Genomic DNA, 17,350 nt, shown 5'->3' on the forward strand with positions numbered 1-17,350 from the left:
CCCACTTCACCCCCCTGCGCCGCCAGCAACTCCCTGAACAGCGGCGAGGACTGCGCCAGCGCCCAGGCGCTGCCGACCGCCTCGATGCGGCCGGCGCGCATCAGGATCACCTCGTCGAAGCGGTCCAGCAGATGCAGCCTGTGCACCGAGGACACCACCGCCGCTTCGCCGAAATGGCGGAACAGGCGCTGGTACACCCGCGCTTCGGATTCCGGGTCCAGGCTGCTGGTCGGCTCGTCCAGCAGCAGCAGCGCGCTGCCTTCCGCCGCCAGCACCCCGCGCGCCAGGGCCAGCCGCTGGCGCTGGCCGCCGGACCAATTGGCGCCGCCTTCCGCCACCCGCGTGTCCAGCCCCATGCCCAGGCCAGCGACCAGGGTGTCGGCGCTGGCGGAATACAGCGCGGCGGCGATGGTTTCCGGCGCGGCGCTTTCGCCCATCGCCAGGTTCTCCTCCAGCGTGCCGTCGAACATCTCCGCCTGCTGGGGGATCAGGGTGGCGAAGCTGCGCAGGCTGTCGCCGGGCTGGTCCACCGCCTCGCCGTCCAGCAGCAGCATCCCGCTGCCGGCACGGTCCAGGCCGGCGAGCAGGCGCAGCAGCGTGGTCTTGCCGGCGCCGCTGGGGCCGACCAGCGCATAGCGGCGGCCGCGTTGCAGGGTCAGCGCGTCTATCTCCACCCCGGCACCGTGCGAGGCGGCATAGGCGAAGTGCAGCCCTTCCAGCTTCAGCTCGCGCCAGCCGTGGATGGCGGGCGCGCCGGCATCCTGCGCCGAGGGCGCCGCCAGCAGCGGTGCGGCCGCGGCATAGTCGGCGCGCTGGCGCGCCAGTGACTGGAAGTGGGCGGCGATAGCGGTGATCACGCCGCCGGCCTGCTGGGCGTACTCGTACACCATGAACACCTTGCCGAGCGCAATGCCGCCGCCGGCGCCGCCCGCCTCCATCGCATACACCGCCACCAGCACGCACCACAGCAGGCTGGCGAGCAGGTCCACCGAGCACCACTTGGCTTCGTTCAGCACGATGCTGCGCTTGAGCGGGCCGAACACATCGGCGAGCCGCGAGGCGATCAGCCGCGCCGCGCCGCCACCGCGGCGCAGCGCCAGCACCGAGAACACATTGCCGAGCACATCCACCAGCGCGGCGGTGTAGCGGCGCTCGGCGCGGTTCTCGTCCACCGCCAGCCGCATCATGCTGCGGTCGAAACGGGTGATGAGCAGCCCGATCAGCCCATAGCCGACCACCGCGACCACGCCCACCAGCGGCGAGATCAGGCACAGCGCGACGATGGGGCCGACCAGCCGCACCGTGTTCTGCAGGTAGATGAACTGGCTCTGGGCGAAGTCGTACAGCGCATGGCTGCTCTGCTGCACCCGGTGGGTGGTTTCGCCGGAGTGGTGGCGCTCGTGCCAGGCCAGCGGCGCGCCCACCAGCCGCCCCACCAGCAGGCCGGACAGCCGCTCCCTCACCCTGAGGGCGACATTGCGCTCCAGGATGCGTCCCGGCCCGTGCAGCAGCCAGCTGGCGGCGATGGCGGCGAACACCAGCGCCAACCAGCGCCCGGCGCCGGCCAGTCCGTCCAGGCCGCCGTGCTGGATGGCGTCTATCGCCTTGCCCGCCAGCCAGGGCACGCCCAGTTTGAACAGCTGCGACGCCAGCAGCAGCAGGAAGGCCCACAGGATGAGGTGGCGCGCGCCAGCGGCGTGGTGCCACAAGGCACGGTAGAGGGCCCCCAGGCTGACCGGCGTTTCCGGCGGCGGCGCGCTCGCCTCGGCGATGCCGCCGGGCGGGGGCCTCTCCCCCACGATGGCAGCGGCGGGGTCGGCGGAAATCGGCTCTGACATGGTGTTTTGTCCTTGTTGTTCCAAGTTGGCCGGCAGCCTTGCCCGGCCGGGCAAGGCTCTCTACGAAGGCCGCGGCCCGCTGGTGCCAAAGCGGGCTTGCCGGCGGTATTGCGGCATACGCCAGCAGATCATGCCGGGTCGCCGGGTCGCCGGGTCGCCGGGTCGCCGGGTCGCCGGACCGCCGTAACCGGCCGTAATACATCCGGCGCCGCAGCCGATTGTCGCGGCCCTCGGCGGCTCGCTATTCTCGCGCGGCACGCCTCATCCTGCTCATCGCGCCTGGAGTTCCCATGTCATTACCCCGTCCGCAAGGCAGCACACCGCTGCGCCTGGCTCCCCGGATTGCCGCCGCCCTGCTTGCCGCCCTCGCCCTCCTCGGCGGCACGCCACCGGCCGAAGCCGGCCGCCTGCGCGAGGCACTGGAGGCAAGGCGGGCGGAACGGGCCGGCGCCGCGGCGGACGACGCCCTGGCCGGCGAGGTGGACGAACGCCCGGCGAGCGCATCCGCCCTGCCGGCTGGCAGCCAGGTGCTGCACGACCTCGCCTACGGCACCGCAAGCCGGCAGAAGCTGGACGTCTATCTGCCTCCCGCGGCCAGCGGCAGCGGGCCGGCGGCCATCGTGCTGATGGTGCATGGCGGCGGTTGGCGGCTGGGCGACAAGGCCGCGGACCGGGTGGTTGCCAACAAGGCCGCCCACTGGCTGGCGCAAGGCGTGGTCTTCGTCTCGATCAACTACCGGCTGCTGCCACAGGCGGAGCCGCTGGCGCAGGCGGAGGACGTCACCCGCGCCCTGGCCTACGTCCAGGCTCAGGCCGGTGAGTGGCATGCGGACCCGCAGCGGCTGGTATTGATGGGGCACTCCGCCGGCGCCCACCTCATCGCCCTGCTGTCCGCCGATCCGGCGCGGGCCATCGCGCTGGGCGCTCGCCCCTGGGCTGGCAGCGTGGCCCTGGACAGTGCGGCGCTGGACCTGGTCCAGCTCATGGAAGGCCGCCATGCCAGGCTCTATGACCGCGCCTTCGGCGCCGACCCGGCCACCTGGCGCGCCGCCTCGCCGCAACATCACCTGAGCACCCAGGCCGTACCCATGCTGCTGGTCTGCTCCACCCGCCGGGCGGACGATCCCTGCGCCCAAGCGAACCGCTATGCGGCCGCGGCCAAGACCCTGGGCGTGCGCACCGAGATCCTGCCGCAGCCACTGAGCCACGGCGACATCAACGGCCAGCTCGGCCTGCCCGGCGCCTACACGGCGGCGGTGGATGGTTTCCTCTCTTCACTGCCCGGCTTCCGCAGCGGGCCTTGAGCGCCATTTTATGTAGCACAAGAAACAAATAATTCGTCGTAAACCCTTCAAAGCCCATAAGCCTCTCAGCAAGCAAATAAGCCAATATTCAGCATTTACACGGCATTTATCCGGCATTAGTCGCCGCCAATCGATATATATATAAATTGGCATACATAATGCTCTTGCCCGTGGGACATGCGGTGCCATGCGCCGGCATGCAGCGCCCGCGGCTGCGAAATCCTTCGCCCGCGGCCGCGTTCTCCCACTCGCGCACAAGGATCAACCTGTGAGAAAAACCCTAGTGGCCGCGCTCCTCGCCGCCGGCCTTGCGGGCAGCGCCCATGCCCAGTCCAACGTCACCATCTACGGCCTGGTCGACTACGGCGCCACCTATGTCAAGGCGAGCGGCCAGGACAGCCGCCAGGCCATCGACAGCGGCACCAGCGCCGGCTCCCGCCTGGGCTTCCGCGGCACCGAAGACATCGGCAACGGCACCAAGGTCGGCTTCGTCTACGAGATGGGCATGAGCCCGGACTCCGGCTCCGCCTTCACCTTCAGCAACCGTGCTTCCTGGGTGAATGTGGTCAGCAGCCTGGGCGAGATCCGCGTCGGCCGCCAGGATGGTCTTGGCTTCGGCTGGTTGTCGGCGGTTTCGCCCTTCGGCACCACCTACGGTCAGGCCTCAATGAACACCCTGTTCGGCTACAGCCAGATCAGCAACCGCCTGAGCAATGCGCTGTTCTACTACTCGCCGAATCTCGGTGGCCTGGATTTCGCGCTGGGCTACAGCGGCAACATCACCGACGATGAAACCGTGGAAAACGACAGCGACCAGCGTGCCCTCAACGCCGGCCTGCGCTACAAGAATGGTCCGCTGCTGGCAATGCTGGTGTATGAGCAAAAGAACTACGCCAACAACCTCAGCTCCACCGGCCGCGACAATGCCAAGAGCCTGGCGCTGGGCGGCACCTACGACTTCGGCGCGGTCAAGGTGCATGCTGCCTATGGTCAGCTGCGCAAGCGCAACTACGTCAGCAGCGCCGAAAAGGAAAAGTCCTGGCTGGTGGGCCTGAGCGCCCCTATCGGTCAGAACGGCAGCCTGTTCGGCACCTACCAGCACAATAAGGGCCGCAACGAGAACGTCTACGGCGCTGCGCAAGACGATGCCGTCCGCGGCTTCGCGCTGGGTTACACCCACAAACTGTCCAAGCGCACCAACCTGTACGTGTTCGGCAGCCGCTACAACGACACCCCGTTGCCCTTCACTGGCACTGAAAACGGCACGGCGCCGGTCGGTACCGGGGCAGCGGCCGGCGGCCCGGTCGACCAGAACCAGTTCGGCGCCGGCATCGTGCACCGCTTCTGATTCTGTAGTGCATCTCCTCTAGTTGGACCCGTGGTGGTCCTTTAGCCCGACAGGTCGCCGAACAGGCTGATCTGCCGGGCTTTTTTGCCTTCGCCCTCGTCGGCATCGTCCTCGCCTTCGGCGAAGCGCAGGCCGACGCCCAGCAGGCGTACCGGCAGCCCGCGGCGGGCATGACCCTCCTCCAGCAGACGCAGCCAGGTGGCGACATCCGGCCCGCTGGCCGCGCACTCGACGGTGGTCTGGGAGAAATCGGCGAACTTGATCTTCACCACCGCCTTGGTCACCGGCCGGCGCGCCTGGGTGCGCTCGAAGCGGCGGGCGAATTCCTCCATCAGCGCAGGCAGCGCGGCGCGGCAGGCGGCAAGATCGGGCAGATCGATGACATAGGTGGTTTCCACCGAGATGGACTTGCGGATGCGGTCCGGCTTCACCTCGCGCTCGTCGATGCCGCGGCACAGGCGGTGCAGGCCGGCGCCGAAGCTGCCGAAATGGTGGGTGAGGTCGGCCAGGCTCCAGGCGCGCAGATCGCCGCAGGTGTGCACGCCCAGGCGGGCCAGCTTGGATGCGGTGACCTTGCCGACGCCGAAGATCTTCTTCACCGGCAGCGCAGCGACGAAGGCATCCACCTCCTGCGGGCGGACGACGAACTGGCCGTCCGGCTTGTTCCAGTCGCTGGCCACCTTGGCGATGAACTTGTTCGGCGCGATGCCGGCGGAGGCGGTGATTCCGACCTCGTCGCGGATGCGGCCGCGTATCTCCTCCGCCATCCGCGTCGCCGAGCCCTGGCAGCGGTCCACGCCGGTCACATCCAGGTAGGCCTCGTCCAGCGACAGCGGCTCCACCAGCGGCGTGTAGTCGCGGTAGATGGCGAGGATGAGGCGGGAGGCGGCGCGGTAGCGCTCGAAGTCCGGCGGAATCAGCAGCAGCTGGGGACAGAGTTGCAGCGCGCGGGCGGTGGACATGGCCGAATGCACGCCGAAGGCGCGCGCCTCGTAGTTGCAGGTGGCGACCACGCCGCGGTGCTCCGCCCGGCCGCCCACCGCCAGCGGCCGGCCGCGCAGCGTGGGATCGTCGCGCATCTCCACCGAGGCGTAGAAGCAGTCGCAATCGCAATGGATGATCTTGCGCTGGCTCACCGCCCGCTCCGGCTCGGCCGCCAAAACAAGAAAGCCCGCTGCGGGGCGGGCTTTTGCGTCGCTGCGCGGGCTGGCCGCAAGGGCTTACTCCGTGTCCGGCGCCGCCCGACGCACACGGCGGTTGCGCACCGCTTCGGCCAGCACGTCCAGCACCGTCAGGCTGTCTTCCCAGCCGATGCAGGCGTCGGTGATGCTCTTGCCGTACTCCAGCGCCACGCCCGGCTTGAGGTCCTGCCGGCCTTCCTTGAGGTGGGATTCCACCATCACGCCGATGATGCGGTCTTCGCCGGCGGCGATCTGCCCGCCGACGTCGCGTGCCACCGCCACCTGCAGCTGGTGCTGCTTCTGGCTGTTGGCGTGGGAGAAGTCGATCATGACCTTACCCGGCACGCCGGAGGCGGCCAGCTCCTTGCAAGCGGCGTCCACGCTGGCGGCGTCGTAGTTGGGCGCCTTGCCGCCGCGCAGGATGGCGTGGCAATCCTCGTTGCCGCGGGTGGACACGATGGCGGAATGACCGGCCTTGGTCACGCTGAGGAAATGGTGCGGCGACTGCGCCGCCTTGATCGCATCCACCGCGATGCGCACATTGCCGTCGGTGCCGTTCTTGAAGCCCACCGGACACGACAGGCCGGAAGCCAGCTCGCGGTGCACCTGGCTCTCGGTGGTGCGCGCGCCGATGGCGCCCCAGCTGATGAGATCGGCGATGTACTGCGGCGTGATCATGTCGAGGAACTCGGTGCCGGCCGGCAGGCCCAGCTCGTTCACTTCCCACAACAGCTTGCGCGCCAGGCGCACGCCCTCGTTGATGGCGAAGCTGCCGTCGAGGTAGGGGTCGTTGATCAGGCCTTTCCAGCCGACGGTGGTGCGCGGCTTCTCGAAATAGACGCGCATCACGATGAGCAGGTCGTCCTGCAGGCGGTCGGCCTCGGCCTTGAGCTTGCGGGCATATTCCAGCGCGGCGTCGGCGTCATGGATGGAGCAGGGGCCGATCACCACCAGCAGGCGGTCGTCGGCGCCGTAGAGGATGCGATGGATCGCGCTGCGCGCCGCGAACGCCGTCTCCGCCGACTTGGGAGTGGCCGGAAACTCGCGCAGCACATGGGCGGGCGGAACGAGTTCCTTGATCTCCTTGATACGGACATCGTCGATATGAATCCGGATTGAGGCAGTCATGGCGAAGCTCTTGGCAGGTACGGGCGGAAGCCGTCGATTCTAGCGAATTTTCATGGCCGCCGAGACCGGCTCAATGTTGCAGTGCGAAAAAAAACGGTGCTAAGGTGCCCCTCCAATCAACGAATCCCGGGGAGATGAAACATGCCCCCCCTGTTCGATTTCATCGCCGATGCGCTGATCTTCGTTCTTGTTCCCTGGGCCGTCTGGCGCCTTCTCGGCCGCTCGCTTCCCCTCGCGGTCCTGCCCATCCTCATCGGCCTCGGCCTTGCCGCCGCCGGCCTGAAACCCACCTCGCTCGGCGTCCCCTCCGCGCTTGGCGACCAGCTCGGCTGGATAGGCGTGCTGCTGCTCGCCTTCAGCGCCGGCCTGGAAATGCGCCTGTCGGACGAGGAGCAGACCGCCCGCAGCCCGTCGCTGCCGATCTCGCGGCTGGCCACCAGCGCCGCCGCCGCGCTGGCCCTGCCCTTCGTCGTCGGCACCCTGGCCGCCTACTACCACTTCAACCAGCTCCCCGGCTGGACGGCGCCGCGCGGCGAAGGCTGGCTGGGCGCGCTCGCCATCGGTCTCTGCGTGGCGGTGAGCGCGCTGCCGGTACTGATCGGCATCGTGCGCGAGCTCAATCCCCTGCAGCGCCCCTACGGCCAAGTCGCGCTCGGCGTGGCGGTGATAGACGACGCGGTGCTGTGGATAGGCCTCGCCCTGCTGCTGTTCGCCGCCAACGGCAGCGCTGCCCTGAGCAAGTGGGACGGCACCGAACTGCTCGCGGTGGGCATCCTGGTGGCGCTGGCCATCGTCGGCATGCACGCGCAAAAACGCGAAGGCCTGCCGCCGCGCTGGGTGATCTGGGCGATGGCGGCGCTCTTCCTCGCCGGCGGCGCCTGGGCCAGCTCCCAGCTCGGCCTGCACGCCCTGCTCGGCGCCTACTTCGGCGGCGCCATGATGGCGCCCAAATGGGTACGCCTGCTGCCGCCGGAACAACTGGGCCGTGTCGCCCTGTTCGGCCTCGCGCCGCTGTTCTTCGGCCACAGCGGACTGCGCATCGACGGCGACGCCCTCACCTGGACCTCGCTGGTCGCCTCGCTGGGCCTGCTGGCCTTGTCGGTGCTCACCAAGCTGGGCGCGGTCATCCTCTACCCCCCTTCGCCCGACCTCGACCGCCGCGAGGCGCTGGCGGTCGGCGCGTTGCTGCAATGCAAGGGGCTGATGGAGATCGTCGCCGCCACCATCCTGCGCGACCAGGGCCTGCTCTCCGAGCACGCCTATGCCGCCCTGGTGACCCTCGCGGTGCTATCCACCACCATGACCGGGCCGCTATTCCGCTTCTGCCTGGGAAAGGGCTGGATTCCCCGCGCTGACGCCGCGGCGGAGTGCCCTCGCCCGGGCAACTGAACAGCGGCACGGAAAAAAACGGAAGGAGCGGGAATAATCGCGGCTCACCGGCTGTTTACGCATTACCCCTGACCAAGAGGAGTAACGCCATGAGCCCGACCCGTTCCCTGCTTCTCACCACCAGCCTCGCCCTGCTCGCCGGCTGCGGCAGCATGCACGAGCAGCATCACGGCAGCGGCATGCACGACGCCATGCATGCCGCCCCCGCCAGCGCCCGCGACGGCGTCCTGGTCACCGCCGACGGCATGAGCCTGTACACCTTCGACCGCGACCCCGCCGACGCCAGCAAGAGCGCCTGCAATGGCCAGTGCGCGATGAACTGGCCGCCGCTGATGGCCCCCGCCGCCGCCATGGCGGGCGACGACTGGAAGCCGGTGACGCGCGACGACGGCAGCCGCCAGTGGGCCTACAAGGGCAAGCCGCTCTACCGCTGGGCGAAAGACCAGAAACCCGGCGACCGCAGCGGCGATGGCGCGATGGGCGTGTGGCACCTGGCGCGCCCGTGAGCACGCACTGAGCCGCCCCAGCCGGAATTCGTCCCCCACGCCGCCAGCCCGCCGCCCATGCCCTCCACCGACGCCCTGCTCGCCGAGATTCCGCGGCTGCGCCGCTACGCCCGCGCGCTGACCGGCGACGCCACCCGCGCCGACGACCTGGTGCAGGACACGCTGGAGCGGGCGCTGAACAAGTGGCGGCTGTGGCGGCCGGGCAATCTGCGCAACTGGCTGCTCACCACCATGCACCACGTCTTCATCAACCAGCTGGCCACCGAGAACCGGCTGCAATACCGCGACGCGGCCGAGTTGCCGGAAACGCCGGTAGCCCCCACCCAGGGCGACGGCCTGGCGCTGCGCGACCTTGGCCGCGCCCTGCAGGCCCTGCCGGCCGACCAGCGTGAAATCCTGCTGCTGGTCGGCCTGGAAGACCTGAGCTACGAGGAAGCCGCCCGCATCGTCGGCATCCCGCCCGGCACCGTGATGTCCCGCCTCTCCCGCGCCCGCGGCCGCCTGCGCGGCCTGCTGGCCGAAGGCGAAGCCCTGCCCGCCCATCTGAAGATCGTGAAATGAAGCCCGCCCCGATCAGCGAAGACGACCTCCACGCCTGGGCCGACGGCCGCCTGGAAGCCACCCGCCGCGCGGAGGTTGAAGCGTGGCTCGCCGAGCATCCACAGGAAGCGGCCGCGCTCGCCGCCTGGCGGCAGCAGAACGCACGGCTGCATGCCACCTTCGATCCGGTACTGGCGGAAGCCGTCCCGGCACGCCTGCGCGCCGCCGTGGCAGGCGAGCGCTGGCGCCCGCCGCGGGCGGCCGCCGCGCTCGGCTGGCTGGCCCTGGGCGCGGTGCTAGGCGCAATGTGGAACGCCCCCGGCTGGAACGCCCCCGGCGGCGCCCGCCATGCGGACGACCACGCCCAGCCGGCGGATGCGCTGATCGGGCTGCCGCGCCGCGCCGCCATCGCCCATGCCGTCTATGCCCCGGAGCAGCGCCACCCGGTAGAGGTGGGCGCGGACAACGAACAGCACCTGGTCGCCTGGCTGTCCAAGCGGCTGGGCACGCCGCTACGGGTACCGGAACTGGGCGCGCTGGGCTACCACCTGATGGGCGGCCGCCTGCTCGCCGCCGAGGCCGGCCCGGGCGCACAGTTCATGTACGACAACGCCGCCGGCGAGCGGCTGACGCTGTACGTCAGCGCCGCCCGCTCCGGCGACACCGCCGCCAGCCTCCCCAGCTTCCGTTTCGCCGAGGAAGAAGGCATCAGCGTGTTCTATTGGGCGGAAAACGGCTTCGCCTACGCCCTCTCCGCCCGCCAGCCCCGCGCCGCCCTGCTGCCGGTGGCCGATGCGGTGTATCGGCAGCTGGCGCCCTGAACTGCCCTCACCGCAGCCCACTTTGCCACCCGGCACCCACCTCCGTCACGGCGCTGAACCCGACGTCGCTGATATCGTCTCAATCACAGCGGCCACCAAGACCGCACCACCTCCCAACGGCCCCAACATGCTGATCAAACGCCCCACCGACATCTCGCCCTCCGAGATCACACCCCGTTCCCTGTTCGAGCAGCGCCGCCACTTCCTCCTCGGCGCCAGCAGCGCGCTCGCCGGCGCCGCCCTGTGGGCCGCGCTGCCGCGCAGCGGCCATGCCGCCAGCCGGCTGCCGGCCTATGCGCCCTCGCCCTTCAGCACCAGCGAGGAAAAGACGCCGCTGAAGGCGGTCACCACCTACAACAATTTCTACGAGTTCGGCACCGACAAGAGCGACCCGGCGGAGAACGCCGGCAAGATGTCGGTGCAGCCCTGGACCGTGCGCGTCGAGGGCCTGGCCGGCAAACCGCGCACCTTCGGCATCGAGGAGTTGCTGAAGCTGGCGCCGCTGGAGGAACGCATCTACCGCCTGCGTTGCGTGGAGGGCTGGTCCATGGTGATTCCCTGGGTGGGGCTGCCGCTGGCGGCGCTGCTGAAACAGGTGGAGCCGCTGGGCAGCGCCAAGTATGTGGAGTTCGTAACCCACTACGATCCGGCCATCATGCTGCGCCGGCCGGTGCTCAGCTGGCCCTATGTGGAAGGCCTGCGGCTGGACGAGGCACTGCATCCGCTGACGCTGCTGGCGGTAGGCCTGTACGGCGACGTGCTGCCCAACCAGAATGGCGCGCCGGTCCGACTGGTGGTGCCGTGGAAGTACGGCTTCAAGAGCGCCAAATCCATCGTCGCCATCCGCCTGGTGGAAAAACAGCCGCGCACCTCATGGAACCGCGCGGCGGCGGATGAATACGGCTTCTACTCGAATGTGAACCCGGAGGTGGCCCACCCGCGCTGGAGCCAAGCCACCGAGCGCCGCATCGGCGAGCTGCGCAAGCGGCCGACGCTGATGTTCAACGGCTACGGCGAGCAGGTGGCCGGGCTGTACCAGGGCATGGATCTGAAGGCGAATTACTGAGCACAGGCTCGCCCGCCCAAGCGCGGTGGCGAAGGCGGGCCGCAATGAAGCGAAACGCGGGCGCCCATATCCGCCACCGAGGAAACTAATGGCATCGATCGAAAGGGAAAAGCCCCTGAAACCCAGCCTGCGCACACCGCCGGCTGCCGCCATCACGGCAATCAAGCTGCTCGTCTTCCTGCTCTGTCTGCTGCCGGCCCTGCAGCTGCTGCTGGGCTGGCAGGCGGACACGCTGGGTGCCAACCCGGTGGAAACCATCACCCACGCCAGCGGCACCTGGACGCTGCGCCTGCTGCTGATCACCCTGGCGGTAACGCCGCTGCGCCGCCTCACTGGCCTGCACTGGCTGCTGCGGCTGCGCCGCATGCTGGGGCTGTTCGCCTTCGCCTGGGGGCTGGCCCACTTCGCCACCTACCTGTGGCTGGACCAGTTCTTCGACTGGGCGGCCATCGCCGCCGACATCCTGAAGCGCCCCTTCATCACCGTCGGCTTCGCCGCGCTGGTGCTGATGCTGCCGCTGGCGCTCACCTCCAACCGCCTGGCGGTGCGCCGCCTCGGCGGCCGGCGCTGGCAGGCGCTGCACCGCTCCACCTACGCCATCGCCATCCTGGGCGTGGTGCATTTCTGGTGGCTGGTGAAGGCGGACGTGCTGGAACCGGCGATCTACGCCCTCGTCCTCGCCGCGCTGTTGGGCATGCGCGCCTGGTGGCGGGAACTGGAGCGCCGCCGGCAGCTGGCCGCGGCGGTGCCGCAGGCGCGGGGCAACGGGCGGGTGGTGCGGATCGTGCCGAAGTGAGGCGGGCAGCGGGCTGAAGCCCAGGAGCATGGTCTACCGCTCTTCCGGACGGGATATCCACCGTTCGGCGGGAATTGGCGCCCCACTCTCCCCGCGCGGGGCGTAGGCGGAAAAAGCGACGCAATGCTTCGCCAGCCGCTCACTTCGCCCGGATCGCGCTCTTCGGCCGGAAGGCCTTGATCACCGTCTCGTCGGTCTCGATGTAGGGACCGCCGATGAGGTCGATGCAGTAGGGAATGGCGGCGAAGATGCCGACGTGGCGCACGCTGCCATTCGCATCCCGCACGCCTTCCAGCGTCTCGCGGATGGACTTGGGCTGGCCGGGCAGGTTCACGATGAGGCTGTTGCCGCGGATCACCGCCACCTGGCGGGACAGGATGGCAGTGGGCACGAAGTTGAGGCTGATGCGGCGCATCTCCTCGCCGAAGCCGGGCATCTCCTTGTCGCCCACCGCCAGCGTGGCTTCCGGGGTGACGTCGCGCGGCGACGGGCCGGTACCGCCGGTGGTGAGGATGAGCGCGCAGCCGGCGCGGTCGGCCAGTTCGACCAGCGTGCTCTCGATCAACGGGCGCTCGTCCGGAATCAGCCGCGATTCCACGCTCCAGGGCGAGGCCAGCGCCTTGCCCAGCCATTCTTTCAGCGCCGGGATGCCCTGGTCCTCATAGGTGCCTTCGGAGGCGCGGTCGCTGATGGAAACCACGCCTATGGTGATGTGTTCGCCGCTCATGCCTGCTCCGGGTCGTGGTCGTCGTCCGCGGTTTCGTCCGCGTTACCGGCGGCGCCTTCCTCCAGGTCACGCAGCACGCGGAAGATCTCGCGGAAAGCCTTGGGCGGCTTGTTCTGCTCGCGCTCCTTCAGCGCGTTGCGGCGCAGGGTGCGCAGATATTGCAGGTCGGCGCCGGGAAAGGCTTCGGCGATGGCGGCGATCACCTTTTCGTCTTCGATGAAGTCGCTGCGCAGCCGCTCCAGCCGGTGCTGCTTGGCGACCTCGGCGGCGGAAACGCCGTTGAAGGCGTCCAGCTGGGCCTGGATGGGCGCCGGGTCGATGGCGCGCATCAGCTTGCCGATGTACTGCAGCTGGCGGCGGCGCGCCTCGTGCTTGGTGAAGCGCTGGGCGTCGCGCACCGCGTCGTAGAGCTCTTCCGGCATCGGTACCTTGCGCAGGCGCTCCGGCGACAGTTCGACCAGCTGGCGGCCGATGTCCTGCAGGGCATGCATCTCGCGCTTGCGGCTGCTCTTGCTCGGCGGTTCCGGGTAGGCGTCGTCTTCGTCGAGTTGCGGGTTGCGGTCGGCGTCGGAGTGGGGATGCATCGTGGAAAGGCGCCGGCGAAGCGGCGGCAGGCGTGATCGGGGTAAGATTATAGCCTTTGCCAACCGGTCTCCCGCCCATGTCCGACAAAGGCTTTTCCTTCTCCCAGGCGCAGTTGCGCGAAATTGCCGCCGACATCGTCAAGTACGCGAAGAAGCGCGGCGCCACCGCCAGCGAGGCCGACGTGTCGGAAGGCTTCGGCCAGTCGGTGGCGGTGCGCAAGGGCGAGGTGGATACCATCGAGTACAACCGCGACAAGGGCATAGGCGTCACGGTGTACGTCGGCCAGCAGCGCGGCTACGCCAGCACCTCCGACTTCTCCAAGGCGGCGTGGAAATCCACCGTGGATGCCGCCCTCTCCATCGCCCGCTTCACCGCGCCCGACCCCTGCGCCGGCCTGGCCGACCCCGAGTTGATGGCGACCGAGTTCCCCGACCTCGACCTCTTCCATCCCTGGGACATCAGCGTGGACGAGGCCATCGCCCTCGCCCGCCGCAGCGAGGAAGCCGCCTTCGCCGTCAGCCCGAAGATCAGCAACTCCGAAGGCGCCAACGTTTCGGTGCAGCAATCGCACTTCATCTCCGCCAACAGCCACGGCTTCGTCGGCGGCTATGCCACCACCCGCCACGGCCTGTCCTGCTCGGTGATCGCCGGCGAGGGCGACGCCATGCAAAGGGAATACTGGTACGACTCCCGCCGCGAAGCCGCCGACCTGCAGAGCGCCGAAGACGTCGGCCGCCTGGCCGGCGAGCGTGCCCTGGCGCGGCTGGGCGCCAAGAAGATACGCACCTGCGAAGTGCCTGTGATCTTCGAGGCGCAGCTGGCGGTCGGCCTGCTCGGCAACTTCGTGCAGGCGGTGAGCGGCGGCGCGCTGTACCGCAAATCCACCTTCCTGCTCGACAGCCTGGGCCAGCAGGTCTTCTCGCCGGTCGTGAGCATCGCCGAGCGCCCGCACCTGAAGAAGGCTTTCGGCTCCAGCGCCTTCGACGGCGAAGGCGTGGCCACCCGCGACCGCGACGTGGTGGTGGACGGCGTGCTGCAGGGCTACTTCCTCTCCAGCTACTCCGCCCGCAAGCTGGGCATGCAAACCACCGGCAACGCCGGCGGCTCGCACAACCTGCGGGTGTCCGCCGGCAGCGACGACCTCGCCGGCCTGCTGCGCAAGATGGACAAGGGCCTGCTCGTCACCGAACTGCTGGGCCACGGCGTGAATTACGTGAACGGCGACTACTCCCGCGGCGCCGCCGGCTTCTGGGTGGAGAAGGGCAAGATCAAGCATGCGGTGGAAGAGATCACCATCGCCGGCAACCTGCGCGACATGTTCCGCGGCATCGTCGCCATCGGCAACGACGCCCTGCCCCGCGGCGCCAAGCACTGCGGCTCGGTGCTGATCGACCGCATGAAGATCGCCGGCCGCTGAATCGCTTTTCCCTCTCCCTCTTTCTTCCCTTCTCCCGACGCCTGACGGGGGAGGGGCAGGCAGATCAGGCAGCGAGCCTGCCCCGCAGTCCTTCCCGGCGCGGCCCACCCGCAGCGCTTGCGCCGGCATTTCACCCCCTGAGCGCTCCCCCGCCCCTCCGCTCCGAAGCGCCTGGCAGCGCCTCGTCGCTTCCTTTTGCTTCCTCTCCTAAGGGCTCTCCCGAATAGGGTTTTCCCAGCAGGCGCGCGGGATTGCGGCGCCTATAATCGGCCGCGCATCCCATGACCATTCCAAGTGGAGGAGATCGTGGAACGTCGTTCATTCCTGACGAAAGCCGGCGCCGGGTTGGCCGCAGGCGCTGCGGTCGGCCTCGCGGCCTGCGCGAAAAAAGAGGAAGCAGCCGCGCCTGCGGCACCCGCCGTACAAGCCGGCCTGCCCGAGGTCAAGTGGCGCCTCACCTCCAGCTTTCCCAAGAGCCTGGACACCATCTACGGCGGCGCCGACGTGCTGGCCAACCGCCTGCGGGCGATGACGGACGGCAAGTTCGACATCCGCGTCTTCCCCGCCGGGGAGATCGTGCCCGGGCTGCAGGCGCTGGACGCGGTGCAGCAGGGCACGGTGGAGTTGTGCCACACCTGCTCCTATTACTACGTGGGCAAGGACAAGACCTTCGGCTTCGGCACCACCGTGCCCTTCGGCCTCAATGCCCGGCAGATGAACGCGTGGGTGATGTTCGGCGGCGGCCAGCAACTGCTGGATGAGTTCTTCAGCAACTACAACGTGCTGTCCTTCCTCGGCGGCAACACCGGGGTGCAGATGGGTGGCTGGTACCGTCAGCCGATCAAGACCGTGGGCGACGTGAACGGCTTGAAGATCCGCATCGCCGGGCTGGGTGGCGAAGTGTTCGCCCGCCTGGGCGCGATTCCGCAGCAGATCGCCGGCGGCGACATCTATCCCTCGCTGGAGAAAGGCACCATAGACGCCGCCGAATGGGTCGGCCCCTACGACGACGAGAAGCTGGGCTTCTACAAAGTGGCGCCGCACTACTACTACCCCGGCTGGTGGGAGCCGGGCCCGGCCATCACCTTCTTCGTGAACAAGGGCGAGTGGGCCAAGCTGCCCAGGGTGTACCAGGAGGCCTTCCGCGCCGCCGCCCACGAGGCCAACGTCACCATGATGGCCTCCTACGACGACAAGAACCCGCAGGCGCTGGCACGGCTGCTGGGCAATGGCGTGAAGCTGCAGGCCTACTCGGACGAGATCATGAAGGCCGCCTACAAGGCCGCTTTCGAGCTCTACAACGAGGAGGCCGGCCGCAATCCGGCGTGGGCGAAGATCTTCACCGAATGGGACAAGTACCGGAAGTCGCAGAACGCCTGGTTCAGCGTGGCCGAGGCGAGCACCGACCGCTTCCTGCAGTCCACGCGCTGACCTTTCCGCTTCGCTCTCGGAAGGGCCATCATAGGAAAAACTTACACCAAGCTTACAATAAGCTTGCTGTTTTTATTAGGGTTTTCCAAGGTATCGAGCCCAAACGAGGCTCCTATAATCGGTCACGGCTCAAGAATTCGAAACCATATATTTCGAGCCACACCACCGAAGGAGACCCCTGTGGAACGACGCAGATTCATCAAGCACGCCGGTCTTGCCGGCGTACTCGCGGCGGGCGCCGCACCCGCCATCGTCCATGCCCAGCAGCAGATCCGCTGGCGCCTCGCCTCCAGTTTCCCGAAGACGCTGGACACCATCTACGGCGGCTCCGAAGTCTTTGCCAAGAACGTCGCCGAGGCTACCGACGGCAAGTTCGTGATTTCCACCCACCCGGCCGGCGAACTGGTGCCGGCCTTCGGCGTAGTGGACGCGGTGCAGCAGGGCACGGTGGATCTGTGCCATACCTGCGGCTACTACTTCTTCGGCAAGGACGAGACCTTCGCCATTGACACCGCCATCCCCTTCGGCATGAACTCCCGCCAGATGACGGCCTGGATGTATGACGGCAACGGCATGAAGCTGCTGCGCGAGTTCTTCGCCCAGTACAACATCGTCAACTTCCCGATGGGCAACACCGGGGTGCAGATGGGCGGCTGGTACCGCAAGGAGATCAAGACCGTTGGCGACGTGAACGGCCTGAAGATGCGCATCGGTGGCTTCGGCGGCCGGGTGCTGGCCAAGCTGGGTGCGGTGGCGCAGAACATTCCCGCCGGCGAGATCTACACCGCGCTGGAGAAAGGCACCATCGACGCCGCCGAGTGGATCGGCCCCTACGACGATCTGCGCCTGGGCCTGCACAAGGTGGCGCCGCACTACTACTACCCCGGCTGGTGGGAGGGGGCGACCCAGTTCGGCCTCTACATCAACGACAAGCAGTGGAACTCGCTTTCCAAGGAGTACCAGGCCATCGTCCGCCAGGCCGCGTCCGACGCCCACGTCATGGTCCAGGCGCGCTACGACGCCCGCAACTCCGGCGCGCTGAAGCAGCTGATCGGCCAGGGCGCCAAGCTGCACCGCTTCCCGCGCGAGGTGATGGACGCCGCCTTCAAGGCGCGCAACGAGGTTTATGCCGAGCTGATGGACAAGAACGCGGCGTGGAAGAAGATCTACCCCGACTACCAGCGCTTCCTCTCCGAGTCCTACCAGTGGCAACCGGTCGCCGAAGGCAGCTACGACCAGTACATGGCGGCGCAGAAGCTCTAAGCAAGCACTC

At 68.4% G+C, this 17,350-nt stretch carries 16 protein-coding genes; 11 read left to right on the forward strand and 5 right to left on the reverse strand.

Going from position 1 to position 17,350, the window contains the following annotated elements; all coding sequences use genetic code 11:
• Positions 1-1,838, reverse strand: a 1,838-nt coding sequence (locus GRF61_RS03600; protein WP_169149350.1) for an ABC transporter ATP-binding protein, incomplete at its 3' end; no start/stop codon positions are given.
• A gap of 290 nt (positions 1,839-2,128) precedes the next feature.
• Between GRF61_RS03600 and GRF61_RS03605 the strand changes: the two genes are divergently transcribed.
• Entirely contained in the window at positions 2,129-3,142 is a 1,014-nt protein-coding gene (locus tag GRF61_RS03605; protein ID WP_169149351.1) for an alpha/beta hydrolase, read from the forward strand.
• A 268-nt stretch (positions 3,143-3,410) separates the two neighbouring features.
• Complete coding sequence (locus GRF61_RS03610) at positions 3,411-4,490, forward strand: porin (RefSeq protein ID WP_169149352.1); 1,080 nt, start codon at positions 3,411-3,413, stop codon at positions 4,488-4,490.
• A 41-nt stretch (positions 4,491-4,531) separates the two neighbouring features.
• Here the strand turns inward: GRF61_RS03610 and dinB are convergent, their stop codons facing one another.
• Both dinB and aroG read right to left on the reverse strand, forming a co-directional pair.
• Positions 4,532-5,626, reverse strand: a complete 1,095-nt coding sequence (gene dinB, locus GRF61_RS03615; RefSeq protein WP_348982337.1) for a DNA polymerase IV — start codon at positions 5,624-5,626, stop codon at positions 4,532-4,534.
• Positions 5,627-5,710: 84 nt separating this feature from the next.
• Positions 5,711-6,799, reverse strand: a complete 1,089-nt coding sequence (gene aroG, locus GRF61_RS03620; RefSeq protein WP_169149354.1) for a 3-deoxy-7-phosphoheptulonate synthase AroG — start codon at positions 6,797-6,799, stop codon at positions 5,711-5,713.
• A 141-nt stretch (positions 6,800-6,940) separates the two neighbouring features.
• On the opposite strand from aroG, the gene GRF61_RS03625 reads away from it, so the two are divergent.
• The 6 genes from GRF61_RS03625 to GRF61_RS03650 all read left to right on the forward strand — a co-directional run bounded on the left by GRF61_RS03625 (position 6,941) and on the right by GRF61_RS03650 (position 11,917).
• The gene (locus GRF61_RS03625) at positions 6,941-8,188 is read left to right on the forward strand and encodes a cation:proton antiporter (protein WP_169149355.1); all 1,248 of its coding nucleotides are present in this window, start codon (positions 6,941-6,943) and stop codon (positions 8,186-8,188) included.
• An 89-nt stretch (positions 8,189-8,277) separates the two neighbouring features.
• Positions 8,278-8,694, forward strand: a complete 417-nt coding sequence (locus GRF61_RS03630; RefSeq protein ID WP_169149356.1) for a hypothetical protein — start codon at positions 8,278-8,280, stop codon at positions 8,692-8,694.
• Positions 8,695-8,751: 57 nt separating this feature from the next.
• The gene (locus tag GRF61_RS03635) at positions 8,752-9,255 is read left to right on the forward strand and encodes a sigma-70 family RNA polymerase sigma factor (RefSeq protein WP_169149357.1); all 504 of its coding nucleotides are present in this window, start codon (positions 8,752-8,754) and stop codon (positions 9,253-9,255) included.
• The gene (locus GRF61_RS03640) at positions 9,252-10,055 is read left to right on the forward strand and encodes an anti-sigma factor (protein ID WP_169149358.1); all 804 of its coding nucleotides are present in this window, start codon (positions 9,252-9,254) and stop codon (positions 10,053-10,055) included. The genes GRF61_RS03635 and GRF61_RS03640 overlap by 4 nt, the downstream gene beginning before the upstream one ends.
• Positions 10,056-10,182: 127 nt before the next feature.
• Positions 10,183-11,121, forward strand: coding sequence for a protein-methionine-sulfoxide reductase catalytic subunit MsrP (msrP, locus tag GRF61_RS03645; RefSeq protein WP_169149359.1), 939 nt, complete (start codon positions 10,183-10,185; stop codon positions 11,119-11,121).
• 88 nt (positions 11,122-11,209) lie between these two features.
• Positions 11,210-11,917: a protein-methionine-sulfoxide reductase heme-binding subunit MsrQ gene (locus GRF61_RS03650; RefSeq protein ID WP_133594617.1), complete on the forward strand. Its 708-nt coding sequence runs from the start codon at positions 11,210-11,212 to the stop codon at positions 11,915-11,917.
• A gap of 139 nt (positions 11,918-12,056) precedes the next feature.
• Here GRF61_RS03650 and mog read toward each other — a convergent pair whose 3' ends face one another.
• Positions 12,057-12,644 carry a molybdopterin adenylyltransferase gene (gene mog, locus GRF61_RS03655; protein ID WP_169149360.1) on the reverse strand — a complete coding sequence of 196 codons (588 nt, stop codon included), beginning with the start codon at positions 12,642-12,644 and terminating at the stop codon, positions 12,057-12,059.
• Entirely contained in the window at positions 12,641-13,228 is a 588-nt protein-coding gene (gene yjgA, locus GRF61_RS03660) for a ribosome biogenesis factor YjgA (RefSeq protein WP_169149361.1), read from the reverse strand. Before yjgA ends, mog begins: the two co-directional genes overlap by 4 nt.
• Before the next feature lie 77 nt (positions 13,229-13,305).
• Between yjgA and pmbA the strand changes: the two genes are divergently transcribed.
• From pmbA to GRF61_RS03675, 3 genes are all read left to right on the forward strand, one after another.
• Positions 13,306-14,646 carry a metalloprotease PmbA gene (gene pmbA / locus GRF61_RS03665; protein ID WP_169149362.1) on the forward strand — a complete coding sequence of 447 codons (1,341 nt, stop codon included), beginning with the start codon at positions 13,306-13,308 and terminating at the stop codon, positions 14,644-14,646.
• Between the two features lie 306 nt (positions 14,647-14,952).
• On the forward strand, positions 14,953-16,077 hold the full coding sequence (locus GRF61_RS03670) for a TRAP transporter substrate-binding protein (RefSeq protein WP_169149363.1): 1,125 nt from the start codon (positions 14,953-14,955) through the stop codon (positions 16,075-16,077).
• A 180-nt stretch (positions 16,078-16,257) separates the two neighbouring features.
• On the forward strand, positions 16,258-17,340 hold the full coding sequence (locus GRF61_RS03675; protein ID WP_169149364.1) for a TRAP transporter substrate-binding protein: 1,083 nt from the start codon (positions 16,258-16,260) through the stop codon (positions 17,338-17,340).
• The last annotated feature ends 10 nt before the right edge of the window (positions 17,341-17,350 follow it).

The sequence above is a fragment of the Azoarcus sp. TTM-91 genome, assembly GCF_012911025.1.
GTDB lineage: Bacteria > Pseudomonadota > Gammaproteobacteria > Burkholderiales > Rhodocyclaceae > Azoarcus.

Coding starts and splice junctions, on each gene's coding strand:
- GRF61_RS03605 (WP_169149351.1), top strand. CDS start 2,129: ATGTCATTACCCCGTCCGCAAGGCAGCACACCGCTGCGCCTGGCTCCC.
- aroG (WP_169149354.1), bottom strand. CDS start 6,799: ATGACTGCCTCAATCCGGATTCATATCGACGATGTCCGTATCAAGGAG.
- GRF61_RS03625 (WP_169149355.1), top strand. CDS start 6,941: ATGCCCCCCCTGTTCGATTTCATCGCCGATGCGCTGATCTTCGTTCTT.
- GRF61_RS03630 (WP_169149356.1), top strand. CDS start 8,278: ATGAGCCCGACCCGTTCCCTGCTTCTCACCACCAGCCTCGCCCTGCTC.
- GRF61_RS03635 (WP_169149357.1), top strand. CDS start 8,752: ATGCCCTCCACCGACGCCCTGCTCGCCGAGATTCCGCGGCTGCGCCGC.
- GRF61_RS03640 (WP_169149358.1), top strand. CDS start 9,252: ATGAAGCCCGCCCCGATCAGCGAAGACGACCTCCACGCCTGGGCCGAC.
- msrP (WP_169149359.1), top strand. CDS start 10,183: ATGCTGATCAAACGCCCCACCGACATCTCGCCCTCCGAGATCACACCC.
- GRF61_RS03650 (WP_133594617.1), top strand. CDS start 11,210: ATGGCATCGATCGAAAGGGAAAAGCCCCTGAAACCCAGCCTGCGCACA.
- mog (WP_169149360.1), bottom strand. CDS start 12,644: ATGAGCGGCGAACACATCACCATAGGCGTGGTTTCCATCAGCGACCGC.
- yjgA (WP_169149361.1), bottom strand. CDS start 13,228: ATGCATCCCCACTCCGACGCCGACCGCAACCCGCAACTCGACGAAGAC.
- pmbA (WP_169149362.1), top strand. CDS start 13,306: ATGTCCGACAAAGGCTTTTCCTTCTCCCAGGCGCAGTTGCGCGAAATT.